Origin of the sequence: Streptomyces sp. NBC_00076 (assembly GCF_045041235.1) — a bacterium.
GTDB lineage: Bacteria > Actinomycetota > Actinomycetes > Streptomycetales > Streptomycetaceae > Streptomyces.
The window spans coordinates 6373176-6399518 of the sequence record NZ_CP108242.1 but is presented as its reverse complement, the minus strand read 5'-3'; the positions used below and the strand labels follow the sequence as shown (position 1 = coordinate 6399518).

Below are 26343 nucleotides of genomic sequence, written 5' to 3'. Positions count from 1 at the left end.
TCAGGAAGCCTCGGCCGCCCGCCGCAGCAGCAGCTCCCGTTCCCGTTCGTTCCGCGTCAGCTCCGCCGCCCGTACGAACTCCGCCCGCGCCTCCTTCGGGCGGCCCAGTCGCAGCAGCAGATCGCCGCGCACGCTGGGCAACAAGTGGTAGTCGTGCAGGGCGGGTTCGGCGGCGAGGGCGTCGAGGATCTCCAGGGCCGGGCCGGGACCGTCCGCCATCGACACGGCGACCGCGCGGTTGAGTTCGACGACCGGGGAGGGGGCGCGGGCGGCGAGCAGGGTGTACAGGGTGGAGATCGTCCGCCAGTCGGTCTCCTCGTAGGAGTACGCCATCGCGTGGCAGGCGGCGATGGCGGCCTGGAGGGCGTAGGGGCCGGGGGCACCGGTGGCGGTGGCGTCGGCGCGGCCGAGGGCGGTGATGCCGCGGGCGATGAACATCCGGTTCCAGCGGCTGCGGTTCTGGTCCCTGAGGAGGACGGGCGCTCCGGACGGACCGGTGCGGGCGGCCGCGCGGGACGTCTGGAACTCCAGCAGCGCGGTCAGCGCGTGGACCTCGGGCTCCTTCGGCATCAGGCCGGACAGCACGCGGGCCAGCCGCAGGGCGTCCTCGCACAGCCCCGGGCGCAGCCAGTCGTCACCGGCGGTGGCCGCGTACCCCTCGTTGTAGATCAGGTAGATGACGTCGAGGACGGAGCCGAGGCGGGCCTCGCGGTCGGGGCCGAACGGCACCTCGAAGGCGACGTTCTTCGTGGCCAGCGTGCGCTTGGCCCGGACGATGCGCTGCGCGACCGTCGCCTCCGGGACCAGGAACGCGCGGGCGATCTCGGGCGTGGTCAGGCCTCCGAGCAGCCGCAGGGTGAGGGCGGTGCGGGCCTCGGCGGACAGGACCGGATGACAGGCGGTGAAGACCAGCCGGAGCAGGTCGTCGTCGATGTCCTCGGGGTCGGCGGGCTCCTGGGGCGGTTCCGCATCCGACAGGTCCCGGCCGATCTCGGCCAGCTTGCGGGCGTAGTTCTCCCGGCGGCGGATCAGGTCGACCGCGCGGTGCCGGGCGGCGGCCATGAGCCAGGCGCCCGGGTTGTCCGGCACACCGTCCCGCGGCCACTGCTCCAGGGCCGCGACCAGCGCGTCCTGCGCCAGCTCCTCGGCGATGCCGACGTCCCGGACGATGCGGGTGACGCCGGCGATGATGCGCGGGGACTCCATGCGGAAGACGGTCTCGATGGTGCCGCGCGGGTCGGCGGAGGGCTGTGAGCTCACAACCCTCCATTCGACACCCGTACCGGCGCCCGACCAAGCCGCCGGGCCCGGACGGGCCGTCAGCCCTCCGCGATCTCCCGCACCTCGCAGGTGACCGTCCAGTGCTCCTCGTGCACCTTCAGGAACCGCTTGGTCCACTCGATGGCCTCGGCCTTGTCCTTGCACTGCATGATCGCGTAGCCGCCGACGACTTCCTTGGACTCGGTGAACGGTCCGTCCGTGACGGAGAGCTGCCCGCCCTCCCAGCGCACCCTGGTGCCCTGCGAGGAGGGCGTCAGCCCCTGGGTGTCGAGCATCACCCCGGCCTTGGTGACCTCCTCGATCAGCTCGCCCATCCGCTGCATCAGCTCGGGGCTCGGTCCCTCGGCGGGCGCGGTCTTCTCGTCGATCTGCACGAGCGACAGGTAGCGGGGCATGGTGACTCCTGGTGCCGTACGGGCCGGGTCGTTCCCGGCCTCTCACCCCTGCGTCGATCGGGAGACGCCGGGATCGACACCGTCGCGGAAATTCCCCGAAGTTTTTTTCCGCGGACTTTTTCCGCAGGTGAGAGCGAGGGGGCGGCTCCGGGGCCGGGCGCTCCTCAGCGCAGCGACTTCCACAGGTCGCTCGCCTCCGGCTCCTCGGCGACCACCCGGTTGGGATCCGAGGGCGCGGTCACGACCGGCATGGTCACCGTCCTCACCTCGCTCGACGACAGGCCTTTCAGGCTCTGGCCGAGGCGCATCAGCTCGGTCAGCGAGTCCAGACCGGTGTCGGTGGTGAGGCTGGCGGTGATCGAGTCGGCGACCTCGTACAGCTTGGCGGGGTCGGTGAGCAGGTTCGTCGAGGCGATCTGCTCCAGCAGGGACTTCACCAGCTTCTGTTGCAGACCTATGCGGCCGAGGTCGCTGCCGTCCCCGATGCCGTGCCGGGTGCGGGCGAGGGCGAGGGCCTGTTTGCCGTCGAGGTGGTGGGTGCCCGCCTTCAGCTTCAGATGGCTGTCGATGTCGTCGATGTCCTCGTCCGTCGTGACCGTGACGCCACCGAGGGCGTTCACCAGCTTCGTGAAGCCCGAGAAGTCGATCTCGATGTAGTGGTCCATGCGGACGTTCGTGAGGGACTCGACCGTCTTCACCGCGCACACCGGGCCGCCCACCGAGTACGCGCTGTTGAACATCGCGTTGTACGCCACCGCCGTCGACCCGCCCGACAGCGACGGACAGGAGGGCCGGGTGACGAGCGTGTCGCGCGGGATGCTGACCACGGTGGCCTGCGTCCGGCCCGCGTCCAGGTGCACGACCATCGCCGTGTCGGAGCGGGCACCCTCGCTGTCCCCGCCGCCGAGCGCCTGGTTCTCCTTGCCGCTGCGCGAGTCCGATCCCAGGACCAGGATGTTCAGGGATCCGGTGGGCAGCGGGGAGGCGGCGACGGAACCGGACGCGGACGGGGTCGTCATCGCCCTGGCCGGACGGTCGTCGCCGAGCGCGCTGTTGATGTCGACGCTCTTGATGTTGCTGTTGAGGTGCCAGTACGCCCAGCCGGCCGCCGCGACCCCCAGAACCAGGGCTCCCGCCAGGGTGAGACCGGCGGCCCTGAGCGCTGTCGACCGTCGGCCTCTTCGTCTGCCCGCGTCCCCGGCCCCGTCGTTCGCGTCGTCTCCCGTCACGGGAAAGAACGTACGTCCGAATTATTAGGGGATTGTTAGGAACGGTGGCGCGAGACGGTTTTCTTCGGAAAATCTCACACTTCTCAACTCGTTCCCCCAAAACCGGTTCCGAAAGTTTCGGTCGCGCAACCGACTTCCTTCGGAGCAGTGCGGAGGGAACCGCTACGCCCCCGAGGGCGCCCCCGTACTGGCCCGCACCACCAGGCTCGTCGCCAGCTCCACTCGGGTCGCCGCGGGAGTCGCCTCCGCCCGCCCGAGGTCGAGGACCAGCTTCGCGGCCGCCTCCGCCATCTCGGTCAGCGGCTGCCGTACGGTCGTCAGCGGCGGACCCACCCAGGGCGCCACCGGCAGGTCGTCGAAGCCGACCACGCTCAGGTCCTCCGGGATCCTGAGCCCCAGCTCGCGCGCGGCCTCGTACAGCCCGAGCGCCTGGAGGTCGTTGCCGGCGAAGACGGCGGTCGGCCGGTCCGGGCGGCGCAGCAGTTCCAGTCCCCGCCGGTAGCCGGCCTCGTGATGGAAGTCGCCGGCCGCGATCAGCTCCGGGTCCACCGGCAGCCCGGCGGTCTCCAGGGCCGCCCGGTAGCCGTCGATCCGGGCGCGGCTGCACATCATCTGGGACGGCCCGCTGATCGCGCCGACGCGGGTGTGCCCGAGTTCGACCAGATGCCGGGTGGCGGCGAGCCCGCCCTGCCAGTTGGTGGCGCCGATCGAGGGCACGTCGGTGCCAGGGTCGCCGGCCGGGTCCATCACGACGAACGGGATGGACCGGCTGTTGAGCAGGGCGCGCTGTGACCCGTCGAGGCCGGACAGCACCAGGATCACGCCGTGCGGGCGGCGGGCGGCGACCTGGTCGGCCCAGGTCCGTCCGGGGGTGAGCCGGCCGGCGCTCTCGCTCAGCACCACGCTCAGCCCGGCCTCCCGGGCCACGTTCTCCACGCCCCGGATGACCTCCATCGCCCAGGCGCTCTCCAACTCGTGGAAGACCAGGTCGATCAGGGGCGAACGGCTCGCCTCGGCGCGGCGGCGCCGATAGCCGTGGGCGCGCAGCAGACCCTCCACACGGCTGCGGGTCGCCGGGGCCACATCGGCGCGGCCGTTGAGGACCTTCGAAACTGTCGGCGCCGAAACGCCGGCCTCTCGGGCGATCTCGGCGAGCGTCGCGGTCTGCGCGGACCGTGCGGTTGTCGGGGCTGTCGCCCGGGATTCAGCGGGCTCCGGGGGTGTCATGGCGGCGATCGTATCCCTGCGCGACCTCTTGACGAACCCCTCCCACCGCCCTAGGTTCCCAAAACATTCGATTGTTATCTCGAAACATTCGCTGAGAGGGCCCTCCACCCCGACAGGAGTTTCATGACCACCGCCCCCTGGCGTGACCCCGCACTGCCCGCCGCCGCCCGCGTCGACGACCTCCTCTCCCGGATGACCCTGGAGGAGAAGACCGCCCAGCTGTACGGCGTCTGGGTGGGCGCCAGCACGGACGGCGACGGGGTCGCCCCCCTCCAACGCGAAATGACCGCCGGCTCCTCCGCCTACGACTGGGACGAGCTGATGGCCCACGGTCTGGGTCAGCTCACCCGCCCCTTCGGCACGGCGCCCGTGGACCCGGCGCTGGGCGCGCAGGCACTGGCCCGCGCCCAGCGCCGTATCATCGAGGCCGGCCGTTTCGGCATCCCCGCGATCGCCCACGAGGAGTGTCTGGCGGGCTTCACCGCCTGGCAGGCCACCGCCTACCCGGTGCCGCTGGCCTGGGGCGCGACCTTCGACCCCGAACTGGTCGAGGAGCTGGGCCGCCGCATCGGCGACGACCTGCGCTCCGTCGGCGTCCACCAGGGCCTGGCGCCGGTCCTGGACGTCGTACGGGATCTGCGCTGGGGCCGGGTCGAGGAGACCATCGGCGAGGACCCGTACCTGGTCGGCACCGTCGGCTCCGCCTACGTCCGTGGCCTCGAGTCGGCCGGGATCGTCGCCACCCTCAAGCATTTCGCCGGGTACGCCTCCTCGGCCGGCGCCCGCAACCAGGCCCCGGTACGGGCCGGCGTCCGGGAGGTCGCGGACATCACGCTCCCGCCGTTCGAGATGGCCCTGCGCGAGGGCGGCGCCCGCTCGGTGATGGCCGCGTACACCGACACGGACGGCGTCCCGGCGTCGGCGGACCCCGGTCTGCTGACCGAACTCCTGCGAGAACGCTGGGGATTCACCGGCACGGTGGTCTCCGACTACTTCGGCATCGGGTTCCTGCAGACCCTGCACCGGGTGGCGGGCAGCGAGGCGGAGGCGGCACACGCGGCGCTCACCGCGGGCATCGACGTCGAGCTCCCCTCCCTGAGGTGCTACGGCGATCCCCTCCTGGACGCGGCCCGGGCGGGCGAGGTCCCGGAGGAGCTCATCGACCGGGCGGCCCGCCGCGTCCTGCTCCAGAAGTGCGAACTGGGCCTCCTGGACGAGGACTGGCGGCCCGAGCCGGCCGGCCGGATCAACCTGGACTCTGCGGCGAACCGCGCCCTGGCCCGCCGACTGGCCGAGGAGTCCGTGGTCCTGTTGGACAACCCGGACGGTCTGCTCCCCCTGGCCCCGGACACCCGGATCGCGGTGGTCGGACCGCGCGCCGCGGACGCCCTCGCCATGCTCGGCTGCTACTCCTTCCCGTCCCATGTCCTCACGCACCACCCCGAGGTGCCGACGGGCATCGAGATCCCGACCCTGCTGGAGTCGCTGCGCGCCGAACTCCCGGACGCGAAGGTCACGTTCGCGGAGGGCTGCGGGGTGTCCGACCCGGACACCACGGGTTTCGACGAGGCGGTGGCCAGGACCGCCGAGGCGGACGTGTGCGTGGCGGTGCTCGGCGACCGGGCGGGCCTGTTCGGCCGGGGCACCTCCGGCGAGGGCTGCGACGCGACGGACCTTCGACTGCCGGGCGTCCAGGCCGAGTTGCTGGACACACTGGTGGCGACCGGCGTCCCGGTGGTGCTGGTGCTGCTGACCGGCCGCCCCTACGCGCTCGGCCGCTGGCACAGCGGGCTCGCCGCGGTCGTCCAGGCGTTCTTCCCGGGAGAGGAGGGCGGCCCGGCGGTCGCGGGCGTGCTGTCGGGCCACGTGAACCCCTCCGGCCGCCTCCCGGTGAGCGTCCCGCACGTCCCGGGCGGCCAGCCCTGGACCTACCTCCAGCCCCCGCTGGGCCTGCGCCAGGAGGTCAGCAACCTGGACCCGACCCCGCTGTACCCCTTCGGACACGGCCGTTCCTACACGGAGTTCGTGTGGGAGGACTTCACGGGCGCCGCCGATCCCGCGCGGGTCGACACGGACGGGTCGTACGACATCTCGCTGACGGTCCGCAACACGGGCGACCGCACGGGCGCCGAGGTCGTCCAGCTGTATCTGCACGACCCGGTGGCGAGCGTGACCCGCCCGGACGTACGGCTGATCGGCTATCAGCGGCTGTCCCTCGAACCCGGCGAGGGGGCCCGCGTCACCTTCCGCTTCCACGGCGACCATGCGGCCTTCACCGACCGCTCCGGCCGAAGGGTGGTCGAACCGGGCGCGCTCGAACTGCGGTTGGGAGTGTCCAGCGCGGACGTACGGCACACGGCCCGGCTCAACCTCACAGGTCCGGTACGGGAGTTGGGCCCGGACCGTCGGCTGCGCTGCGAGTCGGAGGTGTCGGACGTGGGGTGATCCGGCCCCGGGCCACCGTGGGACGGGGGATGCGATGGTCCGGTACGTCCACCTCGAGACGGGTACTGCTCCGGCGGGCCCGTTCCGAGGACGAACCGTGGAAGCTCGAGCAGCCCTCGGTCAGCTCGCCGCCACCGACTCGAACCGCCACCGGTGCACCGCTCGCCCGACCAACTCCCCGTCCGGTTCCGGAAGTTCGGGCAACTCGGCGTCGTAGGCCGCATCCCACCACGTGATGACCAGCACCCGGTCCCCCGGCGCCCGGAAGGTCTCCCGGCGCAGCGGCTCCTGAGCCAGGTCCTGCGCCCGCGCCCAGGCCAGCAGCCGCTCGCCCCGCCCGTCGACCGCCCGTGCCTCCCACATCAACGCGACCGTCACGGGTACAGGTTCTCCTTGCTGACCTCGTGCACATGGTCGTGCCCGGGGACATGCGGGTCCGTCACCGGCAGCGAGGAGTCCGCCGAGAGGTCCCAGCTGGACGCCGACCGGTTGCGCGCCACCATCTCCGCGCCCAGCGCCGCCACCATCGCCCCGTTGTCCGTGCACAGCTTGGGCCGGGGCACCCGCAGCCGGATCCCGGCGGCCTCGCAGCGTTCCTGGGCCAGCACCCGCAGCCGGGAGTTGGCCGCGACCCCGCCGCCGATCATCAGGTGGTCGACGCCCTCGTCCTTGCAGGCCCGCACGGCCTTGCGGGTCAGCACGTCCACGACCGCCTCCTGGAAGGAGGCCGCCACGTCCCGCACCGGCACCTCCTCACCCGCCGCCCGCTTGGCCTCGATCCAACGGGCCACGGCCGTCTTCAGTCCCGAGAAGGAGAAGTCGTACGCCGGGTCGCGCGGCCCGGTCAGACCGCGCGGGAACGCGATGGCCGACGGGTCGCCCTCCTTCGCGTACCGGTCGATGACCGGACCGCCGGGGAAGCCCAGATTCAGCACCCGGGCGATCTTGTCGAAGGCCTCGCCGGCCGCGTCGTCGATGGTCGCGCCCATCGGCCGTACGTCGGAGGTGATGTCGGACGACAGCAGGAGCGAGGAGTGGCCGCCGGACACCAGCAGCGCCATCGTGGGCTCGGGCAGCGCCCCGTGCTCCAGCTGGTCCACGCAGATGTGGGAGGCGAGGTGGTTCACGCCGTAGAGGGGCTTGCCGAGCGCGTAGGCGTACGCCTTCGCCGCGGAGACACCGACCAGCAGCGCCCCGGCGAGACCGGGACCGGCGGTCACGGCGATGCCGTCGAGGTCCTTCGCGCTCACCCCCGCTTCCTTCAGCGCGCGGTCGATGGTCGGCACCATCGCCTCCAGGTGCGCCCGGCTGGCGACCTCCGGCACGACCCCGCCGAAGCGGGCGTGCTCGTCGACGCTGGACGCGATGGCGTCGGCGAGCAGGGTGGTGCCACGGACGATGCCGACGCCGGTCTCGTCACAGGAGGTCTCGATGCCGAGAACGAGCGGTTCGTCAGCCATGGGTCTCGGTTCCTTGTACGGAGGTCGGTCCGGCGGCGGAGCCGCTGTCGGATGCTGTGGTCAGACGCATCACCAGGGCGTCCACGTTGCCCGGCTGGTAGTAGCCGCGCCGGAAGCCGATGGCCTCGAAGCCGAAGCGCTCGTACAGCTTCTGGGCGCGGAGGTTGTCGACCCGGCACTCCAGCATCACTTCGGCGCACTCGAAGGCGGTGGCGGCCCGCAGCAGTTCGGCCAGCAGCCGGCCGCCGAGACCGGTGCCCTGGCAGTCGCGGGCGACGGCGATCGTCTGTACGTCGGCCAGCTCCCCGGTGGAGGCAAGCCCCGCGTAACCGACGATCCGGCCGTCGGCGGTCTCGGCGACGACGTACCGCCGGTTCGCCTCGGCGCCCCGGGAGTGGGCCAGTTCGGACCAGAACATCCCGCGCGACCAGGCGTCCTCGGGGAAGAGGTCCCGCTCCAGTTCCAGCACGGGGTCGATGTCCCACCAGCGCATCTCGCGCAGTGCGGAGGTCAGGGTCGATTCGGTCACTTGGGGGTGACCACCTTGTAGTTCTTGGGGACCTGGGCGTCGGGCCGGCGCAGGTACAGCGGCCGGGGCGCGGGGAGTTCCTCGCCCGCGCCGAGCTTCTCGGCCGCGAGTGCGGCGAGGGCGGCGGCGGAGACGTGCTCGGGTTCGTGGGCTCTGGGGAAGGTGTCCGGGTACAGCAGCGCGCCCGCGCCGACGGCCGGCAGCCCGGCGACCCGGTCGGCGATGTCGGCGGGCCGGTCCACGGCGGGGTCGGTGAGGCGCGTACGGGAGTCGGCGTACGTCGCCCAGTAGACCTCCTTGCGCCGGGCGTCGGTCGCCACGACGAACGGCCCCTTCTCGATGTCGGCCGCGTAGGCGAGGCCGTCCAGCGTGCACACACCGTGCACGGGGACGCCGAGCGCGAGCCCGAAGGTGTCGGCGGTCATCAGACCGACGCGCAGTCCGGTGTAGGGGCCGGGACCGACGCCGACGACGATCCCGGTGACCGCGTCGAGCCTCAGACCGGCCTCGGCGAACAGCCGGTCCACGGCGGGCAGCAGCAGTTCCCCGTGCCGGCGCGCGTCCACCTGACTCGACGAGGCGATGACGTCCGTGCCGTCGTGCAACGCGACGGTGACGGCGGGGGTGGCGGTATCCAGAGCGAGCAAGAGCACGCAAACAGCCTACGGCTCCGCGGGGGCCGTGTCGGACGTCCCGGGCGGGCGGCCACCTGCTGCTACCTTCGCCACGAAGAAAGGCGTACGACACAGAGGTGGACGAGCGTGACAAGCAGCAGCGCCGGTTTCGTGGCCGGGCTCACCGTGGCGGCCCTCGGGGGCGTCGGCTTCCTCGCCTACCAGGCCTCCGCGAACGTCCCCGCCGACCTCGGCAGAACGTACCCGAGCGGCAAGCCCTCGACGGCTGCCGGGAAGACCCCCACGAGGAACCCCGCCGAGCTGCCCGCCGACTCCGGCAAGGGCAAGCGGGTCGTGTACTCGCTGGGCAAGGACCGGGTGTGGCTGGTGGGCGAGGACAACAAGGTCACGCGTACGTTCAAGGTCACCCCGGGCGACCTCGACCCGGCGCCGGAGACCTACGCGGTCACGTCCCGCTCCAGCTCGGTCACCGGCACCGACGGCACCCCCATCGAGCACGTTGTCCGCTTCACCAGCGTGGACGGTGTGACCATCGGCTTCAGCGCGGCGGTGGGCAAGGCGACTTCGGTCCCCGCCACGAACCTCAAGACGGGTGGCATCCGCGAATCGCGCCCGGACGGCGACGCGCTGTGGCGGTTCGCGACACTCGGCGAGAGGGTCGTCGTCGTCCGCTAGAACCTACCCCTGACTTCGGGCAGGCGTTCAGGCCGCCTTGCGGTGCTCGGCGGGCCGCTCCACCGTCTGCGGGTCGGGCATGCGTGGCGGAGTGGAGACGGCGTTCGCGGCGGCGCACGACGCCAGCAGGTCACGCATGGACACTCCGGCGACCGCGTACTGGGACTGCGGCTGCGCCTTGCTCTCTGTGGCCGACATGGACGCCTCCTGAAGTTCGGGGGCGGGTGTAGTTAGGTAGACCTAACTACGAACTGGATACCATGTGACCACGTGCGAGACACCCGACGCAACATCTTGCCGACGTCTTGTCGGAACATTCATGAAGTTCGGGGGTCCGTGACATCGGGCGGACGCCAGGCAGACGTCACATCGGGCGGACGCCGGGCAGACGTCAGGCGGACAGCACGCTCAGGTCCACGGTCGCCCAGCGCTTCCCCCCGAGCCCGGTCAGCGTCACGTGCCGCACCTCGTCCGTCTCCGGGGGTTCGGAGGCCGCCCCCGGGACAGGCGCGATCCCGACAGTCCGGTGGATGCGGACCTCCAGCCGGTCGTCGGTCAGCTCCTCGACCTTGCCCTCGCCCCACTCCACGACGATCACCGACTCGGGCAGCGAGACGTCCAGGTCGAGGTCCTCCATCTCGTCCAGTCCACCACCGAGCCGGTACGCGTCGACGTGCACGAGGGGCGGACCGTCGCCCAGGGAGGGATGCACACGGGCGATCACGAACGTCGGGGAGGTCACGGCACCCCGGATCCCGAGCCCCTCACCCAGTCCCCGGGTCAGCGTCGTCTTGCCGGCGCCGAGCTCCCCGGTGAGCATCACGAGGTCGCCCGCGCGCAGTAGTTTGGCGAGCCTTCGGCCCAGCTCCCGCATCTGCTCGGGAGAGGTGACGGTCAGCTCGGTCTCAACCGGGTCGTGCGGCGCTGCTGGTGCTTCCATAGCCACTTACGGTAGCCCCTGTCGGGACGGCGCCCGCGCGGGTGAGCAGGTCGGCGAGGCGGTCGGTGACGACTTCCGGGTGCTCCAGGATCACCAGGTGCCCGGCGTCCGGGACGAGCACCAGTTCGGCGTCCGGCAGCAGGTCGGCGATGGCCTCGCTGTGCTCACTGGGCGTGACGAGATCCTGGACCCCGGCCAGCACCAGCACCGGGACGTTCGTGAAGTGGGCGAGCGCCTCGGTCTTGTCGTGGTCGTTGAACGCCGGGTAGTACTCGGCGACCACATCGATGGGCGTGCCCTCGATCATCCGCTCGGCGAACCGCACGATGGCGGGGTCGACGTCCCGGGAGGCGAAGGAGTACCGCTTGATGATCCCGGCGAACAGGTCGGCGGTGGCCCGCCGCCCCTTCTCCACCAGGGCCGCCTGCTGCCCGAGCGCCTTCAGTACGCCGGGCAGCACCCGCCGTACGACGTTGACGCCGGCCACCGGCAGCCCGAAGTTCACCTCGCCGAGCCGCCCGGACGACGTGCCGACCAACGCGACCGCCACCACCCGCTCGCGGACCAGCTCGGGGTAGGCGTCGGCCAGTGCCATGACCGTCATCCCGCCCATGGAGTGCCCGACCAGCACGATCGGCCCCTCCGGCACGGCGGCGTCGATGACGGTCTTCAGATCGCCGCCGAGCTGCTCGATGCTGACCGGCTCCCCGCCCTCCACCTGGGCCACGCCCCGCCCGGACCGCCCGTGGCTGCGCTGGTCCCAGTGCACGGTCCGGACGACGCCCCTGAGCGCCGCCCGCTGGAAGTGCCAGGAGTCCTGGTTGAGGCAGTAGCCGTGGCTGAAGACCACGGTGACGGGTGCGGGGGCCTTGCGGCCGAAGAGCCGACGCCGCCGGGGCGCCGTGCCGCCTTCCGGCTCCACCTCGTCGACCTCGTAGTACAGCTCGGTGCCGTCGTCGGCGTACGCCTTGCCGGGAGTGCCGCGCAGTGCGCCGTACGGGCCGGTCGAGTCCAGCGCGAGCCGTGCCTTCCTGCGCATCCCGCGGCCCACGGTGAGCCGCTCGATGGCGACGCCGGCGGCCGCGCCCGCGGCGACCACTCCTATCGCCGCGCCGGCGAAGCCGGTCGCCCTGCGCCAGCTTCCGGCTCCGGCCGCCTCCGTGGCGGCGGCGACGGCCACGGCGGCGTCCACGATGGACTCCGCGCTGCTCTCGCTCACGTACCGCTCCTCTTCGCCGGACCCGCTGCCGTCGCGCGCTCTGTGCGCTTACCCCGCTTGTTGCTCATTCACATGGACGTATCCACATAGACGCGGGGAACGCGCGTTCCGATCCGGGTGACGATCTCGTATCCGATGGTGCCCGCGGCCTGTGCCCAGTCCTCGGCGGTGGGCTCACCGCGGTCGCCGGGCCCGAACAGCACGGCCTCGGTGCCGGCCTCGGGCTCGTCGCCGCCCAGGTCCACGACGAACTGGTCCATGGCGACCCGCCCGGCCACCGTCCGCCACTTGCCGTCGACCAGCACCGGGCCGGTCCCGGAGGCGTGCCGCGGGATGCCGTCCGCGTAACCGACGGGCACCAGACCGAGGGTGGTCTCGCCCGGGGTGACGTAGTGATGGCCGTAGCTGACGCCGTGGCCTCCCGGAACGCGCTTCACCAGCGCGACGGAAGCCGACAGCGTCATCACCGGGCGCAGCCCGAAGTCGGCGGGGCCGCCCACTTCGGGGCTGGGCGAGAGCCCGTAGACCGCGATCCCGGTCCGGACGAGGTCGAAGTGGGACTCGGGAAGCGTGAGTGTGGCGGGCGAGTTGGCGATGTGCCGCACCTCGGGCCGCACGCCCTGCCCCTCGGCGTACGCCACCATCTCCCGGAAACGGGTGAGCTGGGCCGCGATGGAGGGATGCCCGGGCTCGTCGGCGCAGGCGAAGTGCGACCAGAGTCCGGTGATCCGCAGGAGCCCGTCCCGCTCGGCCCGCAGGGCGCCCGCGACCAGGTCGTTCCAGTCCTCGCCGGGCTGGCACCCGTTGCGCCCCAGCCCGGTGTCGGCCTTGAGCTGTACGCGCGCGGGCGTGCCGGCCAGCCGGGCCGCCGCCGTGACCTCCGCCAGGGCCCACATCGCGCTGACGGACACGTCGAGGTCGGCCTCGATCGCCTCCCGCCAGGGTCCGCCGGGCGTCCACAGCCAGCACATGACGCGGCCCGGCAGTCCGGCGGCCCGCAGCGCGAGGGCCTCCTCGGGCGTCGCGGTACCGAGCCAGCCCGCTCCCGCCTCGACCGCCGCGCGGGCACACGGGACCGCCCCGTGGCCGTACGCGTCGGACTTCACCACGGCCATCACGGCCGCGCCCGGCGCATGGGCGCGCAGGGCCCGCACATTGCTCCGCAGGGCGGCCAGGTCGATCTCGGCGCGGGCACGCAGGGGCGCGCTCCGCGGGGCTGCTGTCTCACTCATCGCGCCCCCAGTGTCTCAGAGGGGTCGGACAGACCTTCGGGACGCCTACGCGTGGGCGGGTCCGGCGGGGGCCGGGGCCGCCGCGGCGAGCGGTACGGCGACACTCCGGCGGACGGCAGGTCTGCTGATCATGCGATCAGAGAAACGTGAGAGTGGTGTGCATGGGGGGCGCCGCGCGGCGGGGTCACCTGTTCAGCCCGTCCGGCATGTGCGGGCGAGGCCCGTTCAGGGCCGAAGCGGGCGCGGCGGGGGCGGGGGTGCGGCGGGGGCGGAAAACCCGATACGCCGCCGCCCCCACCGGACCGCAGCTACCCGTCCACGTCCCGCACGTCCCGCCACGCCCTGGGAATCGCCACCGCCACATCATGCGCCCCCATCGGCGCGCCGTCCGCCGCGAACCGACCGGCCAGCCCATGCAGATACGCCCCCGCGCTCCCCGCGTCCACCGCCGAGAGCCCCGCCGCCAGCAGCGACCCCGTCAGCCCCGACAACACGTCCCCGCTGCCCGCCGTGGCGAGCCAGGACGTCCCCGTGGCGTTCACCCGCACCGCCCCGCCCGACGGACCCGCGATCAGCGTGGTCGAGCCCTTGAGCAGCACCGTCGCCCCGTACCGGCCCGCCAGCTCCCGCACCGAGGCGAGCCGAGCCGACTCGACCTCCTCCCGTGCCACCCCGAGCAGCGCGGCCGCCTCGCCGGCGTGCGGGGTCATCAGCGTCGGTGCGGTGCGGGCCCGTACCGCACCGGCGTCCGCGAGCCGCAGCCCGTCCGCGTCGATCAGCACCGGTACGTCCGCCGCCAGCACCTCCGCCACCGTCGCGGCGTCGTCGCCCGCCCCCGGTCCGACGACCCAGGCCTGCACCCGCCCTGCCTTCCGCGGCCCCCGGTCCGACACCAGCGTCTCGGGGAAGCGGGCGATCACCGCGTCCCCGGCGGGCCCCACGTACCGCACGGCCCCGGCCCCGGCGCGCAGCGCCCCCGAGACGGCGAGGACCGCTGCCCCCGGGTAGCGCGCGGACCCGGCGGCGATCCCGACGACGCCCCGCCGGTACTTGTCGCTCTCGACGCCCGGCACCGGCAACAGCCGCGCCACGTCCGCGTGCTGCAAGGCCTCCAGCTCGGGCTCGTCCGGCAGCTCCAGCCCGATGTCGACCAGCCGCACCGACCCGGCGTACTCGCGGGCCGGATCGACCAGCAGCCCAGGCTTGTGCGTCCCGAAGGTGACGGTCAGGTCGGCCCGTACAGCAGCCCCGGTCACCTGGCCGGTGTCGCCGTCGACCCCGCTCGGCAGGTCGACGGCGACCACGGCGGCCCGGGACCGCTCGGCGGCGGCGGCCAACGGCGCGGCGTCGGGCCGCAGTCCGCCCTTGCCGCCGATCCCGACGATGCCGTCGACGACGAGATCGGCCCGCTCGACCAACTCCTCGGCCGCATCGGTCCCCTTGACGCTCCCACCCGCTCGCCGCAGGGCCGCGAGGCCCTCGGCGTGGGCCCGCTCGGGAGCGAGCAGCACCGCCGTGACACCGGCCCCGCGCCGGGCCAGCCGGGCCCCGGCGTACAACGCGTCACCCCCGTTGTCGCCACTGCCGACCAGCAGCACGACCCGGCTGCCGTACACCCGCCCCAGCAGATCCGCGCAGGCCGCGGCGAGCCCGGCCGCCGCCCGCTGCATCAACGCCCCGTCCGGAAGCCGCGCCATCAGCTCCCGTTCGGCCGCCCTTACCGTCTCCACGCTGTACGCAGTACGCATGCGATCGAGTCTGCCGCAGAACTCCCGTGGCGGTCGGTCAACCCCTTCGCCTGACCACCAGCACGACACCTATGAGGACCGCGATGATCACGATGACGAGCCATGCGGGAAAGCCGTCCGTCACAGCCCCGCGCGCGAGAACGGGAGTGCCCATCGAACTGAACCTCCTTGGTCGGTCCCGGGCGCCAGTGCAGGCGCTCGCCGACCTCGCCATCGAATGCGAAGCATCGTGTCAGGAACGGGTCTTCCGACGACCCTCCTACGATCAAGATCACGAGTGCATCAGCTTCCCTCCACAGGAAGTCAGAACCAGTGACCCCAGCGGTCACAGATGCCGCACGAGCTGACACGCGACGCACACAAATCGACCCGACGTGCCCTTGAAGTCGCTCTGCATGCGAGCCGGAATGAGCCCCACCTCTTTGCTGGCGGATAACGGGATAAGAACCTACATACACCCTCCTCCGAGGTGCGGAATGATCAATTCAGGCCAGGCAGCGGGCAGTTAAGGTGTCCGAAAGTTCAATACCTTCCAGGTCAGGGTGCCGGCCACGGACCTCACCCGATAATTTCCAGCCATATTGGTCATCGTTCCGCACTCAAAGGTGAAGCGCTTACCAGTGGTAATGGCGCACGTGTCGGCATATGCCCGCACCTGGAGTTGTCTCAGATGCCCCGTGCGCCACAAAACACCCCTGGGCAGGGGGCTTCACGAAACGCACACTTAGGGCGTTCGGCGAGCGCAGCCGCAGCTGCCGCCCATTCCGTGAAGGACTTTCCCGCGATGACCGATCAGGACAGACCGGACAGACCCACCGGCCCCCTGACCCGAGCCGTCCGCTACGCCGGACGCCTGCTGTGCTGGAGCCTGGGCGTCGGCATGGCCACAGCCGCCGTCGACACCACCGTTTCCCCGCACGCCCCTTGGTGGCAGACTCTCTGGCCGCTGCCCTGGTACCTCACGTGCGCGTCCGCCCTCGCCTGGGCCCTGCTGCGCGCCCGCGAGAAGTCCGTCGGCAGACCGGTCGGCGACGACGACCCGCGGACCGACGAGGACGTCCACGTGGAGTGGGATCAGGCGGCGTGAGCCCTGGCCCTATCGGCCCCCGCCCAGAACCACTACTCGCCGAACAGGTCCTCCGCACGCCCGACCGTGCCGGCCCTGTCGAGCCAGTCGTCGAGGCGGGCCAGATCAGTACAGGTGGTGATGCGTTCGCGCACCTCGTCCGAGACGGGTAGGCCACGCAACTCCAGGATGCGCAGGACCCCCTTCGCCTCGCCCTCCGCTTTCCCCTTCGCCTCGCCCTCCGCCTTACCCTTTGCCTCGCCGTCCAGGTACGCCTCTTCGAACACAGTGCCCCGGCCCGGGAAGTAACTGATGACCATCTTCTCCAGCTCTCTCCACGTCTCTCGGGCCGGAGTGTCCTCAAGCCCGATTTCCAGCAACTCCGACCAGTACTTCGCTGTGGGTTTGTCGAACGACCGCATGCCGCGGGCCAGCAACTCCAGTATGGCGACGATGCCCTCGTCTTCGCTGTGCACGATGGCCGCGAACGTCGCCAATGCCGGCTGCCGCGCCACAGCCGATTCGTCGGTGATCCTAGGAACCGTGTCCGGCCCCAGCACGAAGGGACGCGTGACCTGAGTCGCCCAAGGGCCGACACGACACTCGAAGGGACCTGCCGCCCAGGCCGCGGTCGGCCGGTTCCGGCAGACCGTGAGGAGCAGCACCGGCAGGTTGAACTTCGCGTGCAGATACGCCACGTAGTAGGCCCAGCTGACTCCCTTGTCCGCAGCCCGCCTGGTCTGGGCCTCGATCGCCAGCAGAAAGCCGTCCCCTTCAGACGGTTCGACCTTCAGCACCGTGTCCACACGGCGCTCCATCGGTCTGATCTCTGTGGCGTCGGGGGTGATCGCCTCGATGACCGCCTTCGCGGGCGGCGTCAGCCCCAGTACCTCGAAGACAGGGGCGAGGACCTCCGGATGGTCCTGAAAGATCCGGTGCGAGGTCTCGTGGGCGGATGTGACCATGTGCGCAACCTAGATGGAGTGGCGGGACGGCTGTCCGGGCGATCGGGAGGCGTTCACCCTTTCGAGCGGTGGGAAAAACGGTTCACGCCGTCGAGGCCGACCAGGGGCCGGGCGGTGGAACAGCGTGAGATACCTGAACCGTTCGGTAATGTGTTCGTCCGGGAGGGTCCGAACGGCTGCTGCCAGGTCTCAACGGCAGCCACGGCCGTAGACACGTCCCATGACCACGGACGTCGGCACGGCCCCGGACCCTGATCCCGGAGGACGGACCACGAGACGGACGGGGGAACACCGATGACGACCGCTCACGCCCTATCGGGGGTTGGGAGCAGCCCACCGCCAGGAAGCGACACGGTCATCGACGTACGGGATCTGCGGATGCGCTACCGCAGCCAGGACGTATTGAAGGGTGTCGGCTTCACGGCCCGGCGAGGCGAAGTCGTCCTGCTGCTCGGCCCGAACGGCGCGGGCAAGACGACCACGATCGAGGTCCTGGAAGGCTTCCGGATGCGCTCGGCCGGTGACGTGACCGTCCTCGGCACCGATCCCGCCGGTGGGGACGAGCGCTGGCGTGCGCGCCTGGGCATCGTGTTGCAGTCCTGGCGCGACCACGGCAAGTGGCGGGTGCGGGAACTGCTGGCCCATCTTGGCTCGTACTACGCGCCGTACTCCACCGCCCTCGTGCGGCGGCCGTGGGACGTTGACGAGCTCCTCGCCGCGGTGGGTCTGACCGAGCAGGCGGACAAGCGGGTCGGAACTCTGTCCGGCGGGCAGCGCAGGCGTTTCGACGTGGCCGTCGGCATCGTAGGCAGACCCGAGGTGCTGTTTTTGGACGAGCCGACGGCGGGTTTGGACCCGGAGGCGAGGAACGAGTTCCACGGCCTGGTACGCGGGCTGGCGGACGAGAACACCACTGTTCTGCTGACCACGCACGACCTCGCCGAGGCGGAGAGGCTCGCCGACCGGATCCTCATTCTGGCCGGTGGCCGGATCGTGGCCGATGGCTCGGCCGAGGAGTTGTCGCGGCAGGCATCGGCCGAGGCCACTGTGCGCTGGACACGGGACGGGCGCCCCTTCGAGGAGGCGACGGCCGAGCCCACCCGGTTCGTCCGTCGGCTGTTCGAGGAGCACGGCGAGGCGATCGGCGGGCTGGAGGTACGCCGGGCAAGCCTGGAGGACACCTACCTGACGATGGTGCGGGAGCTGGAGGCGGGGAGCGTTCCCGATGAGCGGGCGGTCCACACGTTCGGGGAGGGATCGCGATGAGTCCGGTGTGGCATGCGGCGGTAGTAGGGGTGCGGCGCGGCAGGACGGAACTTCGGCAGTCTTTCACCACCGGCCAGGACGTGTTCGGGTACGTGCTCTGGACGGTTCTGCTCATCGTGCCGCTGTTCTTGGGCAGGGACGATCCGCTGAAGGGCGCCGGTATCTCGGCCGGCGCGTTCATGCTGCCGAGCATGCTGGGGATGACGCTCGCGTTCACCGGGATGATGACCACGGCGCAGTTGCTCGCGACCGAGCGCGAGGACGGCACACTTCTGCGGGCCAAGGCCGTGCCTCACGGCATGGTCGGCCACCTGATCGGCAAGATAATCATGGTGTCGGGTACGGCTCTCGTCTCCATGGCACTCCCCTTTGCGGTGGGCGTGTTCCTGGTGGACGGGGTTGCCCGGCAGGGTGGCGGAGCGTTGCTGACGCTGGTGTGGGTGGTGCCGCTGGGGCTCCTGGCAACCCTGCCGATGGGCGCTGTCATCGGCTCAGTCGTCAGCAGCCCGCGCACCGTCGGGTTGCTGATGCTTCCGGTGATGGGACTCGTCGTGATCTCCGGGATCTACTTCCCTCTGTCGAAGCTGCCCGAGTGGCTGCAGACCGTCGGACAGATCTTCCCCGTGTACTGGCTCGGCCTCGGTCTCCGCTCGGCGCTGCTGCCGGCCGATGCGGTCGCCGCCGAGATCGGCGAATCCTGGCACCACCTGGAGACAGCGGGCGCGCTGGGCGCCTGGGCAGTCGCCGGTCTGCTCCTCGCACCATCCGTCCTGCGCAGGATGGCCCGCCGCGAGTCCGGGGCCGCGATGGCGGAACGGCACCGCAAGGCGATGCAGCGGGTCGGGTAGGCAGCGGTGCAAGACCCGGCTCTGCACAGTGTGGTGCGGGTGGTGGAGTGGGCCGAGGTGAACTGCGGACCTACGGCCCCGCCCTGACAGTCACCCCTCCGCGATCACCACCGCGGAGGCCACCCCCGCGTCATGACTGAGCGACACATGCCAGGACTGCACCCCGAGTTCAGCCGCCCGGGCCGCGACCGTCCCGGTCACCCGCAACCTCGGTCGCCCGCTGTCCTCGACGTACACCTCGGCGTCCGTCCAGAGCAGGCCCGCCGGAGCGCCCAGCGCCTTGGCGAGCGCCTCCTTCGCCGCGAACCGTGCAGCGAGCGAGGCGGCGCCACGCCGCTCCCCGCTCGGCAACAGCACCTCGCTGTCGAGGAACAGCCGCTCCACCATGTGGGGCGTACGCTCCAGCGACGCCCGGAACCGGTCGATCTCCGCCACGTCGATCCCGACGCCGATGATGCCCATGCCCAGCACCCTATGACGGGAACGTGAGGCCGGATCAGCTGACAGGACCCGGTGGGCCGGACGAGGCCGGCCCACCGGGTCCTGGAGTCCCTGACGCCACGCCAGGTCACTTCACGTCACGTCACGTCTTGCCGTGCCGTGCCTTGTCGTCGGACTCCGCATCGCGTCGGTCAGGCGTCTCGCGGGTCAGCCCTCGAACACCTTGCCCTGCTTCACCACGTAGTGCGTCGGCAGGGAGCAGCCGATGGACGGCGTGACCAGCAGGCTCACGGTGAGCGGCGCGGGCTCCGTGCTCGCGGTCGAGAACTCACAGACGGCACCGCTGCCCGTGAGCGGGTACCAGAACCACCCGTCCACATCGCCCACGGTGACCCGGTCGGACTCCTTCCAGGCACCACCGGACTGCTTGTAGACCTGCAGCCGCACGGAGGCGGCGTACTCGTCCTCCGTCGACCGCAGCGCGGTCAGCGTGATCTTGTAGTCGCTGCCCAGGGTGGACGACGCGATCTGCCGCGTCTGCGGTGCCGCGGCGGCGGCGCTGGAGGCCCCAGTGGCGGCGGACCCGAGGCCGGCCGCCATCAGGAGGGTGACGGCTGCGGTCGCGGCGCGACGAGCGGTGTTGCGGTTACGGTTACGGACCAGACTCATGTGTTCCCCCGTTGGAACGAGTTGTACCGAAAGGTCGGTTCGGATCGTACGGTCGTAAAGACCCGTGACACGGCTCCACGGTTGTACGGCGATTCGCGCGTCAGCAGAAGTCGCGGGCGATGAAGCTCTCCATCTCGTCGTTCCTCCACAGCTCGGGGATCCGCTGGTGCGGCTGGACGCAGCCCATGAAGCCGGTGAGGTTGTCGTTGTCGTACATCACGATGTAGAGGCCGGAGGCGTTGTCGACGCTGCTGATCTCGTTGTCGCCGTTCCACCCGTCGATGTCGTACGGCCCACCGGCGGTGACATCCACGTACCGGCTGCCCTCGTAGTTGCCGTCCTCCCACATGCAGACCCGTCCGGCCCCGCAGTAGCCGTCCGCCTGGGCCTGGCCGGCGAACCCGACGGTCAGCGCGGGCACGGCCAACAGGGCGACAAGCCCCGCCTTGGTCTTGGCGAGCATGGTGTTCTCCTCCCGTTGACGGTCGCCCGTCCCGTTCCCCCGGGCCAACGGCGACCGTCCCACCACGCTCCCCCAATCCCTCCCCGCACGGCACCTCAGAGATCCGAGGTTGCGTGAGCCCACGGCGCAGCGTGTCAAGGTCGGAGGTCGCGCCAGAAGTCGTCCTACTCCGGCGGCGGCGACGGCAACGCCTGCGTGGAGATCGCGAAGTTGGACGCCCACATCGCCATCCGCGACTCAAGGGCCCCAGCCAGGACACCCCTCACCGTCCCCACCGCCGCCTTCACCACGTTCGTCGAGGCCCTCAAGCCGCCCCACTCCCCCGTCAGCGACTCCGCCGGCTTCCGAGGCTGATCCGAGAAGAAGAAAGACATGTCCGAGTACGCTTTCGCCCGCGCGTCCGAGGAAGTGCTCGCCGTCCGGAACGAGTTGGCCGACCACGTGGTCCAGGCCCTCCAGCGTGCCGGTCTGCCCGCCTTCCGAGGCGAAGAGGCCGCAACAGCGGCCCCGTCGGGTGCCGTTGTCCACGTGGAGCCCGACGCCGAGACGGCTTCGGCGTCTGTTTCCGTGAGTTGGGGATGTGACCCTCGCATGGCCCAGGCGGCTGTCGACAGTCTCACCTCCGGCAAGCCAGGCGCGCCGGTCGTTGACTATCCCGGGGTGATCGGTCAGCACATGCAGATCGCGCTGATCAAGATCTTGCTGTCGTCGGGCGTCATCGCAACGCCGGAGAACGACCACATGAACCCGGAGCGCGTCCTGGTGTTCGGGATGATGTCCGACCTGCCAACCGCGCTGAGGCCCACGTTCGTTCCACCGGAAATTCGGCCTGCCCCGGAAGGAACGGCGCCCCCGAGATCATGACGAACCCCCGTTCCCGTTGGTCTTCGCCGTGACCGGTGATCCACGTTCCTATGATTTCTGTACCCCGACCGAAGGACCTTCGCGTATGTCTGACGCTGTCGACGCGAGTGCACAGGTGGCCGACCTGATCCGAGCCAATGAGGGCATCGCCCAGCATGGCGACGGCTGCTCTCCGGAGGTGATCGCCAGAGCCGAGGCCGAGATGGGGCTCGTTTTTCCGCCTTCCTACCGGCGCCTGATCGAAGAGTTCGGCACCTGGGACGTCCCGCCCACGGAGTTCCTCGCCATCTACCAGACACCGGCCATGGGCGAGGAACTGTTGGGCACTCCTGCCTTCACCCGTGAAGACCGCGCCGAACTCGGGCTTCCTCAGCACTTCATGGTCGTCAGCTGAGCTGATCCACTCCGCGAGAGCGACACCGCGCCATGTCACACCCCACCGCACACCAGGACACACCTCACCGCACAGCGTGACGCACCGCACTGCGTGAGACACCCCACCCTCCACCCCGTTCAAACTCCGTTAACAATGGACTGTGATCTCTCCGGTCTCCCCGATGCCCCGGAGCGCCCACCGGCACAGGCCGGAGGCGACTCCCTACGTCGACCTCACCCGAGCCGAGTGGAGCGCGCTGCGCGAGAAGACGCCGCTGCCGCTCACCGCCGCGGAAGTCGAGAAGCTGCGTGGCCTCGGCGACGTCATCGACCTCGACGAGGTGCGGGACATCTACCTCCCGCTCTCCCGGCTCCTCAACCTCTACGTCGGCGCCACGAACGGCCTCAGAGGGGCGCTGAACACCTTCCTCGGCGAACAGGGCTCCCAGTCCGGCACCCCCTTCGTCATAGGGGTGGCCGGATCGGTCGCCGTGGGGAAGTCCACGGTCGCCCGTCTCCTCCAGGCCCTGCTCTCCCGCTGGCCCGAGCACCCGCGCGTCGAGCTGGTCACCACGGACGGCTTCCTGCTCCCCACCCGGGAACTGGAGGCCCGCGGCATGATGTCGCGGAAGGGGTTCCCCGAGTCGTACGACCGCCGCGCGCTCACGCGTTTCGTCGCCGACATCAAGGCGGGGAAGGACGAGGTCACGGCGCCCGTCTACTCCCACCTGATCTACGACATCGTCCCGGACCAGCGCCTCACGGTCCGCCGTCCCGACATCCTGATCGTCGAGGGCCTGAACGTCCTCCAGCCCGCGCTGCCCGGCAAGGACGGCCGCACCCGCGTCGGTCTCGCCGACTACTTCGACTTCAGCGTGTACGTCGACGCCCGCACCGAGGACATCGAGCGCTGGTACCTCAACCGCTTCAGGAAGCTGCGCGCCACGGCCTTCCAGAACCCGGACTCGTACTTCCGCAAGTACACCCAGGTCTCCGAGGAGGAGGCCCTCGACTACGCCCGCACGACCTGGCGGACCATCAACCGCCCCAACCTCGTCGAGAACGTGGCCCCCACCCGCGGGCGCGCCGCGCTCATCATCCGCAAGGGCCCGGACCACAAGGTGCAGCGGTTGAGTCTGCGAAAACTTTGAATCCTCACCTCCCTGAAGGGAGGTGATTCCTGGCTCAGGCAGCCTCTTGGAGCTGCGCTCCAGGAGGTCTTCCGCCATCAATACCAGCCGGGTTGAGACCAGCCCGGACGAGCATCACGCGTGCGGAGTTCTTGTCCCGTGGGGACGCGCTTCCGCACGCGGCGCAGATGTAGGTGCGCTCACCCAGCGGCAAAGCGTGCTTGGCTCTCGCATCGCAGTGCGCGCAGTCCATCGTGGTGTACGCGGGGTGGACCAGGCGGATGTCCCGCCCGTACTTGCGGCCCATCTCGATGAGAGCGGCCTTGGTGGCGCCGATGGCGGCGTCAGCGGCCTTGCGGGCCATGGTGGACTTGGCCAGGAACTTCGGACGGAAATCCTCCACGGCGACGGCGTCGTGGTCGCGGACGACCCTCTTGGCCCACTTACGGCCGGTGTCCGCACGCCGCCTGACGACCTTCTTGTACGCCTTCGCCCGCAGCTTCTTCGCCTCGCGGTAGCCCTTCGATCCGCGTTGGCCCTTTTTCGGCTTGCGGCGGGCCATCATCCGGTCGTACCGGGTCAGCTTGACTTGGGCCCACGGGCACACGCGTTGGCATCACCCCGGCGATGCCGACAGCCGTACGGGCTGCTCCGCGCCCTGATCCGGATACGGCGACGCTCCGCATTGCGACACCCGGATGCGGTCCCTCCCCGGCGTGAACACCGGGGCCTCCTCGCAAGAAGCAGGTGACCGTTACTCTGCCGCCATGCTGCACCTGCGTCTGATCACCCCATCCGACAAGACCGACGAAGTGGTCCGCCTGATCGAGGAGACGGTCGGCACCACCCACCTCGTCGTGCTGCCGGGCAGCGCCCGCAACCCCGCCGGGGACGTGGTGATGTGCGACGTCGCCCGCGAGGCAGGCGACGAACTCCTCACCGGGCTCCAGGAGTTGGGCCTCGACCGCAGCGGCTCCATCGCCGTCGAGAACATCGACCTGTCACTGTCGAAGCGGGCTGACCAGGCCGAGGAGGACGCACCCGGCGAGGGCGCGGACGCGGTCCTGTGGGAGCACCTCACCGACGCGACCCACGAGGAGTCCACCCTCTCCGTCACCTACCTGTCGTTCATCACGCTGGCCACGATGATCGCGGCCTGCGGTGTGGTGCTGGACAACGCGATCCTGATCGTGGGCGCGATGGCGGTGGGCCCGGAGTTCGGACCACTGGCGGGCATCTGCACGGCGGCGGTCCAGCGAGCACCACGGCTGGCGCTCCGCTCACTGATCGCACTGCTGGTGGGCTTCGCGGTGGCGATGGCGGTGACCGTGGGCTTCAGCCTCTTCATGGACGCCGTCGGCCTGTTCACCCAGGCCCGGCTGGAGGCCGACCGCCCCAACACCGGCTTCATCTACGCCCCGGACTGGTTCTCGTTCGTCGTGGCGGTCCTCGCCGGAGCCGCCGGCACCCTCTCCCTGACGTCCGCGAAGTCCGGCGCCCTGGTCGGGGTGGCCATCTCCGTGACGACGGTCCCGGCCGCCGCCAACGCGGCCGTGGCCCTGGTCTACAGCGACACCAACCAGGCCTGGCGCTCGACGGAGCAGTTGTTGCTGAACCTGCTCGGCATCCTCCTGGCCGGCACCCTCACGCTGCTGCTCCAGAAATGGCTCTGGTCCACCCAGCGGAAACGAACGGCTCCGCAGAACGCCGGACAGGGCAACGCTCCCTGAGGGACACGGGGCTCCGTCGATGTGCGGCTCCGCCGCGTGGGCGCGAGCGGCCACCACAGCCCCGCAGCCCGCTCACGACAGAAGCTCCCGACAGAAGCCCCCAACCCGATCCCGGCGACTAACTGAGCGCCGACTTCACCACGTCGGCCAGCCGCTCCGCGACAGACCGCGCCTGATCGATGTCCGCGGCCTCCACCATCACCCGAACCAGCGGCTCGGTCCCGGAGGGCCGCAACAGCACCCGCCCGGTCTCACCGAGCTCCCGCTCGGCGTCCTCCACGGCCGCCGCCAGCTCCGGGGACGTACCGACCCGGGTGCGATCCACGTCCGGCACGTTGATGAGAACCTGCGGCAGCCGCTCCATCACGGCCGCCAGCTCCCGCAGGGACCGGCCGCTCTGCGCGACCCGAGCCGCCAGCAGCAGCCCGGTGAGCGTCCCGTCCCCCGTGGTCGCGTGATCAAGAATGATCACGTGCCCTGACTGCTCCCCACCGAGGGCGTAACCGTGCTCCTTCATCTCCTCCAGCACGTACCGGTCACCGACCGCGGCCTGGATGATCTTCAGCCCCTCCCGCTCCAGGGCGAGCTTGAAGCCGAGGTTGGACATGACGGTGGCCACCACGGTGTCGGCCCGCAGCACACCCCGCTCCCTCATCGCCAGCGCGAGGACGGCCATGATCTGGTCGCCGTCCACCTCCGCGCCGGTGTGGTCGACGGCCAGGCACCGGTCCGCGTCCCCGTCGTGCGCGATGCCGAAGTGCGCGCCGTGCTCGACGACCGCGGCCTTCAGCAGGTCGAGGTGGGTGGACCCGCAGCCCTCGTTGATGTTGAGGCCGTTCGGCTCGGCACCGATCGTGACGACCTCGGCGCCGGCCCGCGTGAACGCCTCGGGCGACACCCGGGCGGCGGCGCCGTGCGCCTCGTCGAGGACGATCTTCAGCCCGTCCAGCCGATTCGGCAGCACACTCACGAGATGCGTGACGTACCGCTCGAACCCTTCCTCGTACGACCGCACACGCCCCACGCCCGCGCCCGTCGGCCGGTCCCACGGCGCCCCGGTGCGGTGCTCCTCGTAGACGGCCTCGATGCGCTCCTCCAGCTCGTCGTCGAGCTTGTGCCCACCGCGGGAGAGGAACTTGATGCCGTTGTCGGGCATGGCGTTGTGACTGGCGGAGAGCATGACACCGAGGTCGGCGCCGAGCTCGGCCGTGAGGAACGCGACCGCCGGGGTCGGCAGTACACCCACCCGCAGGACATCGACGCCGGCACTGGCGAGACCCGCGACCACCGCGGCCTCCAGGAACTCCCCGGACGCACGCGGGTCCCGTCCGACCACGGCGGTCGGCCGGTGACCCTCGAACGTGCCCGCCTCGGCCAGTACGTGCGCCGCGGCGACGGAGAGGCCGAGGGCCATCTCGGCCGTCAGATCCGCGTTGGCGACACCGCGCACGCCGTCCGTGCCGAAGAGTCGTCCCACTTGTCCTCCTGAGGAAGCGTCAGTGACGGAAGAG

At 70.8% G+C, this 26343-nt stretch carries 27 protein-coding genes and 2 pseudogenes; 10 read left to right on the top strand and 19 right to left on the bottom strand.

Annotation, left to right across the window (positions count from 1 at the left end; genetic code table 11):
* From OHA64_RS29300 to OHA64_RS29285, 4 genes are all read right to left on the bottom strand, one after another.
* Nucleotides 1–1206: an RNA polymerase sigma factor gene (locus tag OHA64_RS29300; protein ID WP_405624158.1), complete on the bottom strand. Its 1206-nt coding sequence runs from the start codon at nt 1204–1206 to the stop codon at nt 1–3.
* 113 nt (nt 1207–1319) lie between these two features.
* The gene (locus tag OHA64_RS29295; protein ID WP_405618001.1) at nt 1320–1676 is read right to left on the bottom strand and encodes a YciI family protein; all 357 of its coding nucleotides are present in this window, start codon (nt 1674–1676) and stop codon (nt 1320–1322) included.
* A 164-nt stretch (nt 1677–1840) separates the two neighbouring features.
* Nucleotides 1841–2905: an LCP family protein gene (locus OHA64_RS29290; protein ID WP_405617999.1), complete on the bottom strand. Its 1065-nt coding sequence runs from the start codon at nt 2903–2905 to the stop codon at nt 1841–1843.
* A 162-nt stretch (nt 2906–3067) separates the two neighbouring features.
* Entirely contained in the window at nt 3068–4132 is a 1065-nt protein-coding gene (locus OHA64_RS29285; protein ID WP_405617997.1) for a LacI family DNA-binding transcriptional regulator, read from the bottom strand.
* Nucleotides 4133–4255: 123 nt separating this feature from the next.
* Here OHA64_RS29285 and OHA64_RS29280 point away from each other — a divergent pair, with 123 nt between their 5' ends.
* Nucleotides 4256–6577 (top strand): glycoside hydrolase family 3 N-terminal domain-containing protein, encoded by a 2322-nt coding sequence (locus OHA64_RS29280; RefSeq protein WP_405617995.1) that lies wholly within the window; start codon nt 4256–4258, stop codon nt 6575–6577.
* 120 nt (nt 6578–6697) lie between these two features.
* Here OHA64_RS29280 and OHA64_RS29275 read toward each other — a convergent pair whose 3' ends face one another.
* The 4 genes from OHA64_RS29275 to tsaB are packed head-to-tail and all read right to left on the bottom strand — an operon-like array spanning nt 6698 to nt 9219.
* A complete protein-coding gene (locus OHA64_RS29275; protein ID WP_405617993.1) occupies nt 6698–6955 on the bottom strand; it encodes a hypothetical protein in 258 nt (85 codons plus the stop codon).
* Nucleotides 6952–8037 (bottom strand): tRNA (adenosine(37)-N6)-threonylcarbamoyltransferase complex transferase subunit TsaD, encoded by a 1086-nt coding sequence (gene tsaD, locus OHA64_RS29270; RefSeq protein WP_405617991.1) that lies wholly within the window; start codon nt 8035–8037, stop codon nt 6952–6954. Before tsaD ends, OHA64_RS29275 begins: the two co-directional genes overlap by 4 nt.
* Nucleotides 8030–8530 carry a ribosomal protein S18-alanine N-acetyltransferase gene (rimI, locus tag OHA64_RS29265; protein ID WP_405624156.1) on the bottom strand — a complete coding sequence of 167 codons (501 nt, stop codon included), beginning with the start codon at nt 8528–8530 and terminating at the stop codon, nt 8030–8032. Before rimI ends, tsaD begins: the two co-directional genes overlap by 8 nt.
* A gap of 32 nt (nt 8531–8562) precedes the next feature.
* Nucleotides 8563–9219 carry a tRNA (adenosine(37)-N6)-threonylcarbamoyltransferase complex dimerization subunit type 1 TsaB gene (gene tsaB / locus OHA64_RS29260; protein WP_405617989.1) on the bottom strand — a complete coding sequence of 219 codons (657 nt, stop codon included), beginning with the start codon at nt 9217–9219 and terminating at the stop codon, nt 8563–8565.
* Nucleotides 9220–9327: 108 nt separating this feature from the next.
* Here tsaB and OHA64_RS29255 point away from each other — a divergent pair, with 108 nt between their 5' ends.
* Nucleotides 9328–9876, top strand: coding sequence for a hypothetical protein (locus tag OHA64_RS29255; RefSeq protein ID WP_405617987.1), 549 nt, complete (start codon nt 9328–9330; stop codon nt 9874–9876).
* 27 nt (nt 9877–9903) lie between these two features.
* On the opposite strand, the gene OHA64_RS29250 is transcribed toward OHA64_RS29255, so the two are convergent.
* The 5 genes from OHA64_RS29250 to OHA64_RS29230 form a co-directional block, all read right to left on the bottom strand.
* On the bottom strand, nt 9904–10074 hold the full coding sequence (locus OHA64_RS29250) for a hypothetical protein (RefSeq protein WP_405617985.1): 171 nt from the start codon (nt 10072–10074) through the stop codon (nt 9904–9906).
* Between the two features lie 193 nt (nt 10075–10267).
* On the bottom strand, nt 10268–10816 hold the full coding sequence (gene tsaE, locus OHA64_RS29245; RefSeq protein ID WP_405617983.1) for a tRNA (adenosine(37)-N6)-threonylcarbamoyltransferase complex ATPase subunit type 1 TsaE: 549 nt from the start codon (nt 10814–10816) through the stop codon (nt 10268–10270).
* Nucleotides 10782–12035 carry an alpha/beta fold hydrolase gene (locus tag OHA64_RS29240; protein WP_405617981.1) on the bottom strand — a complete coding sequence of 418 codons (1254 nt, stop codon included), beginning with the start codon at nt 12033–12035 and terminating at the stop codon, nt 10782–10784. The genes tsaE and OHA64_RS29240 overlap by 35 nt, the downstream gene beginning before the upstream one ends.
* A gap of 68 nt (nt 12036–12103) precedes the next feature.
* Nucleotides 12104–13267, bottom strand: coding sequence for an alanine racemase (alr, locus tag OHA64_RS29235; RefSeq protein ID WP_405617979.1), 1164 nt, complete (start codon nt 13265–13267; stop codon nt 12104–12106).
* 308 nt (nt 13268–13575) lie between these two features.
* A complete protein-coding gene (locus OHA64_RS29230; protein ID WP_405617976.1) occupies nt 13576–15015 on the bottom strand; it encodes an NAD(P)H-hydrate dehydratase in 1440 nt (479 codons plus the stop codon).
* 784 nt (nt 15016–15799) lie between these two features.
* On the opposite strand from OHA64_RS29230, the gene OHA64_RS29225 reads away from it, so the two are divergent.
* Nucleotides 15800–16102: a hypothetical protein gene (locus OHA64_RS29225; protein ID WP_405617974.1), complete on the top strand. Its 303-nt coding sequence runs from the start codon at nt 15800–15802 to the stop codon at nt 16100–16102.
* 32 nt (nt 16103–16134) lie between these two features.
* Here OHA64_RS29225 and OHA64_RS29220 read toward each other — a convergent pair whose 3' ends face one another.
* Entirely contained in the window at nt 16135–17046 is a 912-nt protein-coding gene (locus tag OHA64_RS29220; protein ID WP_405617972.1) for a hypothetical protein, read from the bottom strand.
* A 294-nt stretch (nt 17047–17340) separates the two neighbouring features.
* On the opposite strand from OHA64_RS29220, the gene OHA64_RS29215 reads away from it, so the two are divergent.
* Nucleotides 17341–18312 carry an ABC transporter ATP-binding protein gene (locus tag OHA64_RS29215; protein ID WP_405617970.1) on the top strand — a complete coding sequence of 324 codons (972 nt, stop codon included), beginning with the start codon at nt 17341–17343 and terminating at the stop codon, nt 18310–18312.
* Complete coding sequence (locus OHA64_RS29210; RefSeq protein ID WP_405617968.1) at nt 18309–19160, top strand: ABC transporter permease; 852 nt, start codon at nt 18309–18311, stop codon at nt 19158–19160. The genes OHA64_RS29215 and OHA64_RS29210 overlap by 4 nt, the downstream gene beginning before the upstream one ends.
* 90 nt (nt 19161–19250) lie before the next feature.
* Here the strand turns inward: OHA64_RS29210 and OHA64_RS29205 are convergent, their stop codons facing one another.
* The 3 genes from OHA64_RS29205 to OHA64_RS29195 form a co-directional block, all read right to left on the bottom strand.
* Nucleotides 19251–19622 (bottom strand): holo-ACP synthase, encoded by a 372-nt coding sequence (locus OHA64_RS29205; protein ID WP_405617966.1) that lies wholly within the window; start codon nt 19620–19622, stop codon nt 19251–19253.
* A gap of 186 nt (nt 19623–19808) precedes the next feature.
* Complete coding sequence (locus tag OHA64_RS29200; RefSeq protein ID WP_405617964.1) at nt 19809–20270, bottom strand: hypothetical protein; 462 nt, start codon at nt 20268–20270, stop codon at nt 19809–19811.
* 100 nt (nt 20271–20370) lie between these two features.
* On the bottom strand, nt 20371–20733 hold the full coding sequence (locus OHA64_RS29195) for a peptidase inhibitor family I36 protein (protein WP_405617962.1): 363 nt from the start codon (nt 20731–20733) through the stop codon (nt 20371–20373).
* Nucleotides 20734–20898: 165 nt separating this feature from the next.
* Here OHA64_RS29195 and OHA64_RS29190 point away from each other — a divergent pair.
* From OHA64_RS29190 to coaA, 4 genes and pseudogenes are all read left to right on the top strand, one after another.
* Nucleotides 20899–21087 (top strand): annotated as a pseudogene (locus tag OHA64_RS29190) (DUF397 domain-containing protein); the annotation flags it as partial.
* 18 nt (nt 21088–21105) lie between these two features.
* On the top strand, nt 21106–21597 hold the full coding sequence (locus OHA64_RS29185) for a hypothetical protein (RefSeq protein ID WP_405617959.1): 492 nt from the start codon (nt 21106–21108) through the stop codon (nt 21595–21597).
* 85 nt (nt 21598–21682) lie between these two features.
* Nucleotides 21683–21991 carry an SMI1/KNR4 family protein gene (locus tag OHA64_RS29180; protein WP_405617957.1) on the top strand — a complete coding sequence of 103 codons (309 nt, stop codon included), beginning with the start codon at nt 21683–21685 and terminating at the stop codon, nt 21989–21991.
* Nucleotides 21992–22154: 163 nt separating this feature from the next.
* The gene (gene coaA / locus OHA64_RS29175; protein WP_405617955.1) at nt 22155–23123 is read left to right on the top strand and encodes a type I pantothenate kinase; all 969 of its coding nucleotides are present in this window, start codon (nt 22155–22157) and stop codon (nt 23121–23123) included.
* A 34-nt stretch (nt 23124–23157) separates the two neighbouring features.
* Here coaA and OHA64_RS29170 read toward each other — a convergent pair.
* Nucleotides 23158–23697: pseudogene (locus tag OHA64_RS29170) on the bottom strand (zinc ribbon domain-containing protein); the annotation flags it as partial.
* 172 nt (nt 23698–23869) lie between these two features.
* Here OHA64_RS29170 and OHA64_RS29165 point away from each other — a divergent pair.
* Nucleotides 23870–24832, top strand: coding sequence for a DUF389 domain-containing protein (locus OHA64_RS29165; RefSeq protein WP_405617953.1), 963 nt, complete (start codon nt 23870–23872; stop codon nt 24830–24832).
* A gap of 118 nt (nt 24833–24950) precedes the next feature.
* On the opposite strand, the gene glmM is transcribed toward OHA64_RS29165, so the two are convergent.
* Entirely contained in the window at nt 24951–26309 is a 1359-nt protein-coding gene (glmM, locus tag OHA64_RS29160) for a phosphoglucosamine mutase (protein WP_405617951.1), read from the bottom strand.
* Nucleotides 26310–26343 lie beyond the last annotated feature (34 nt).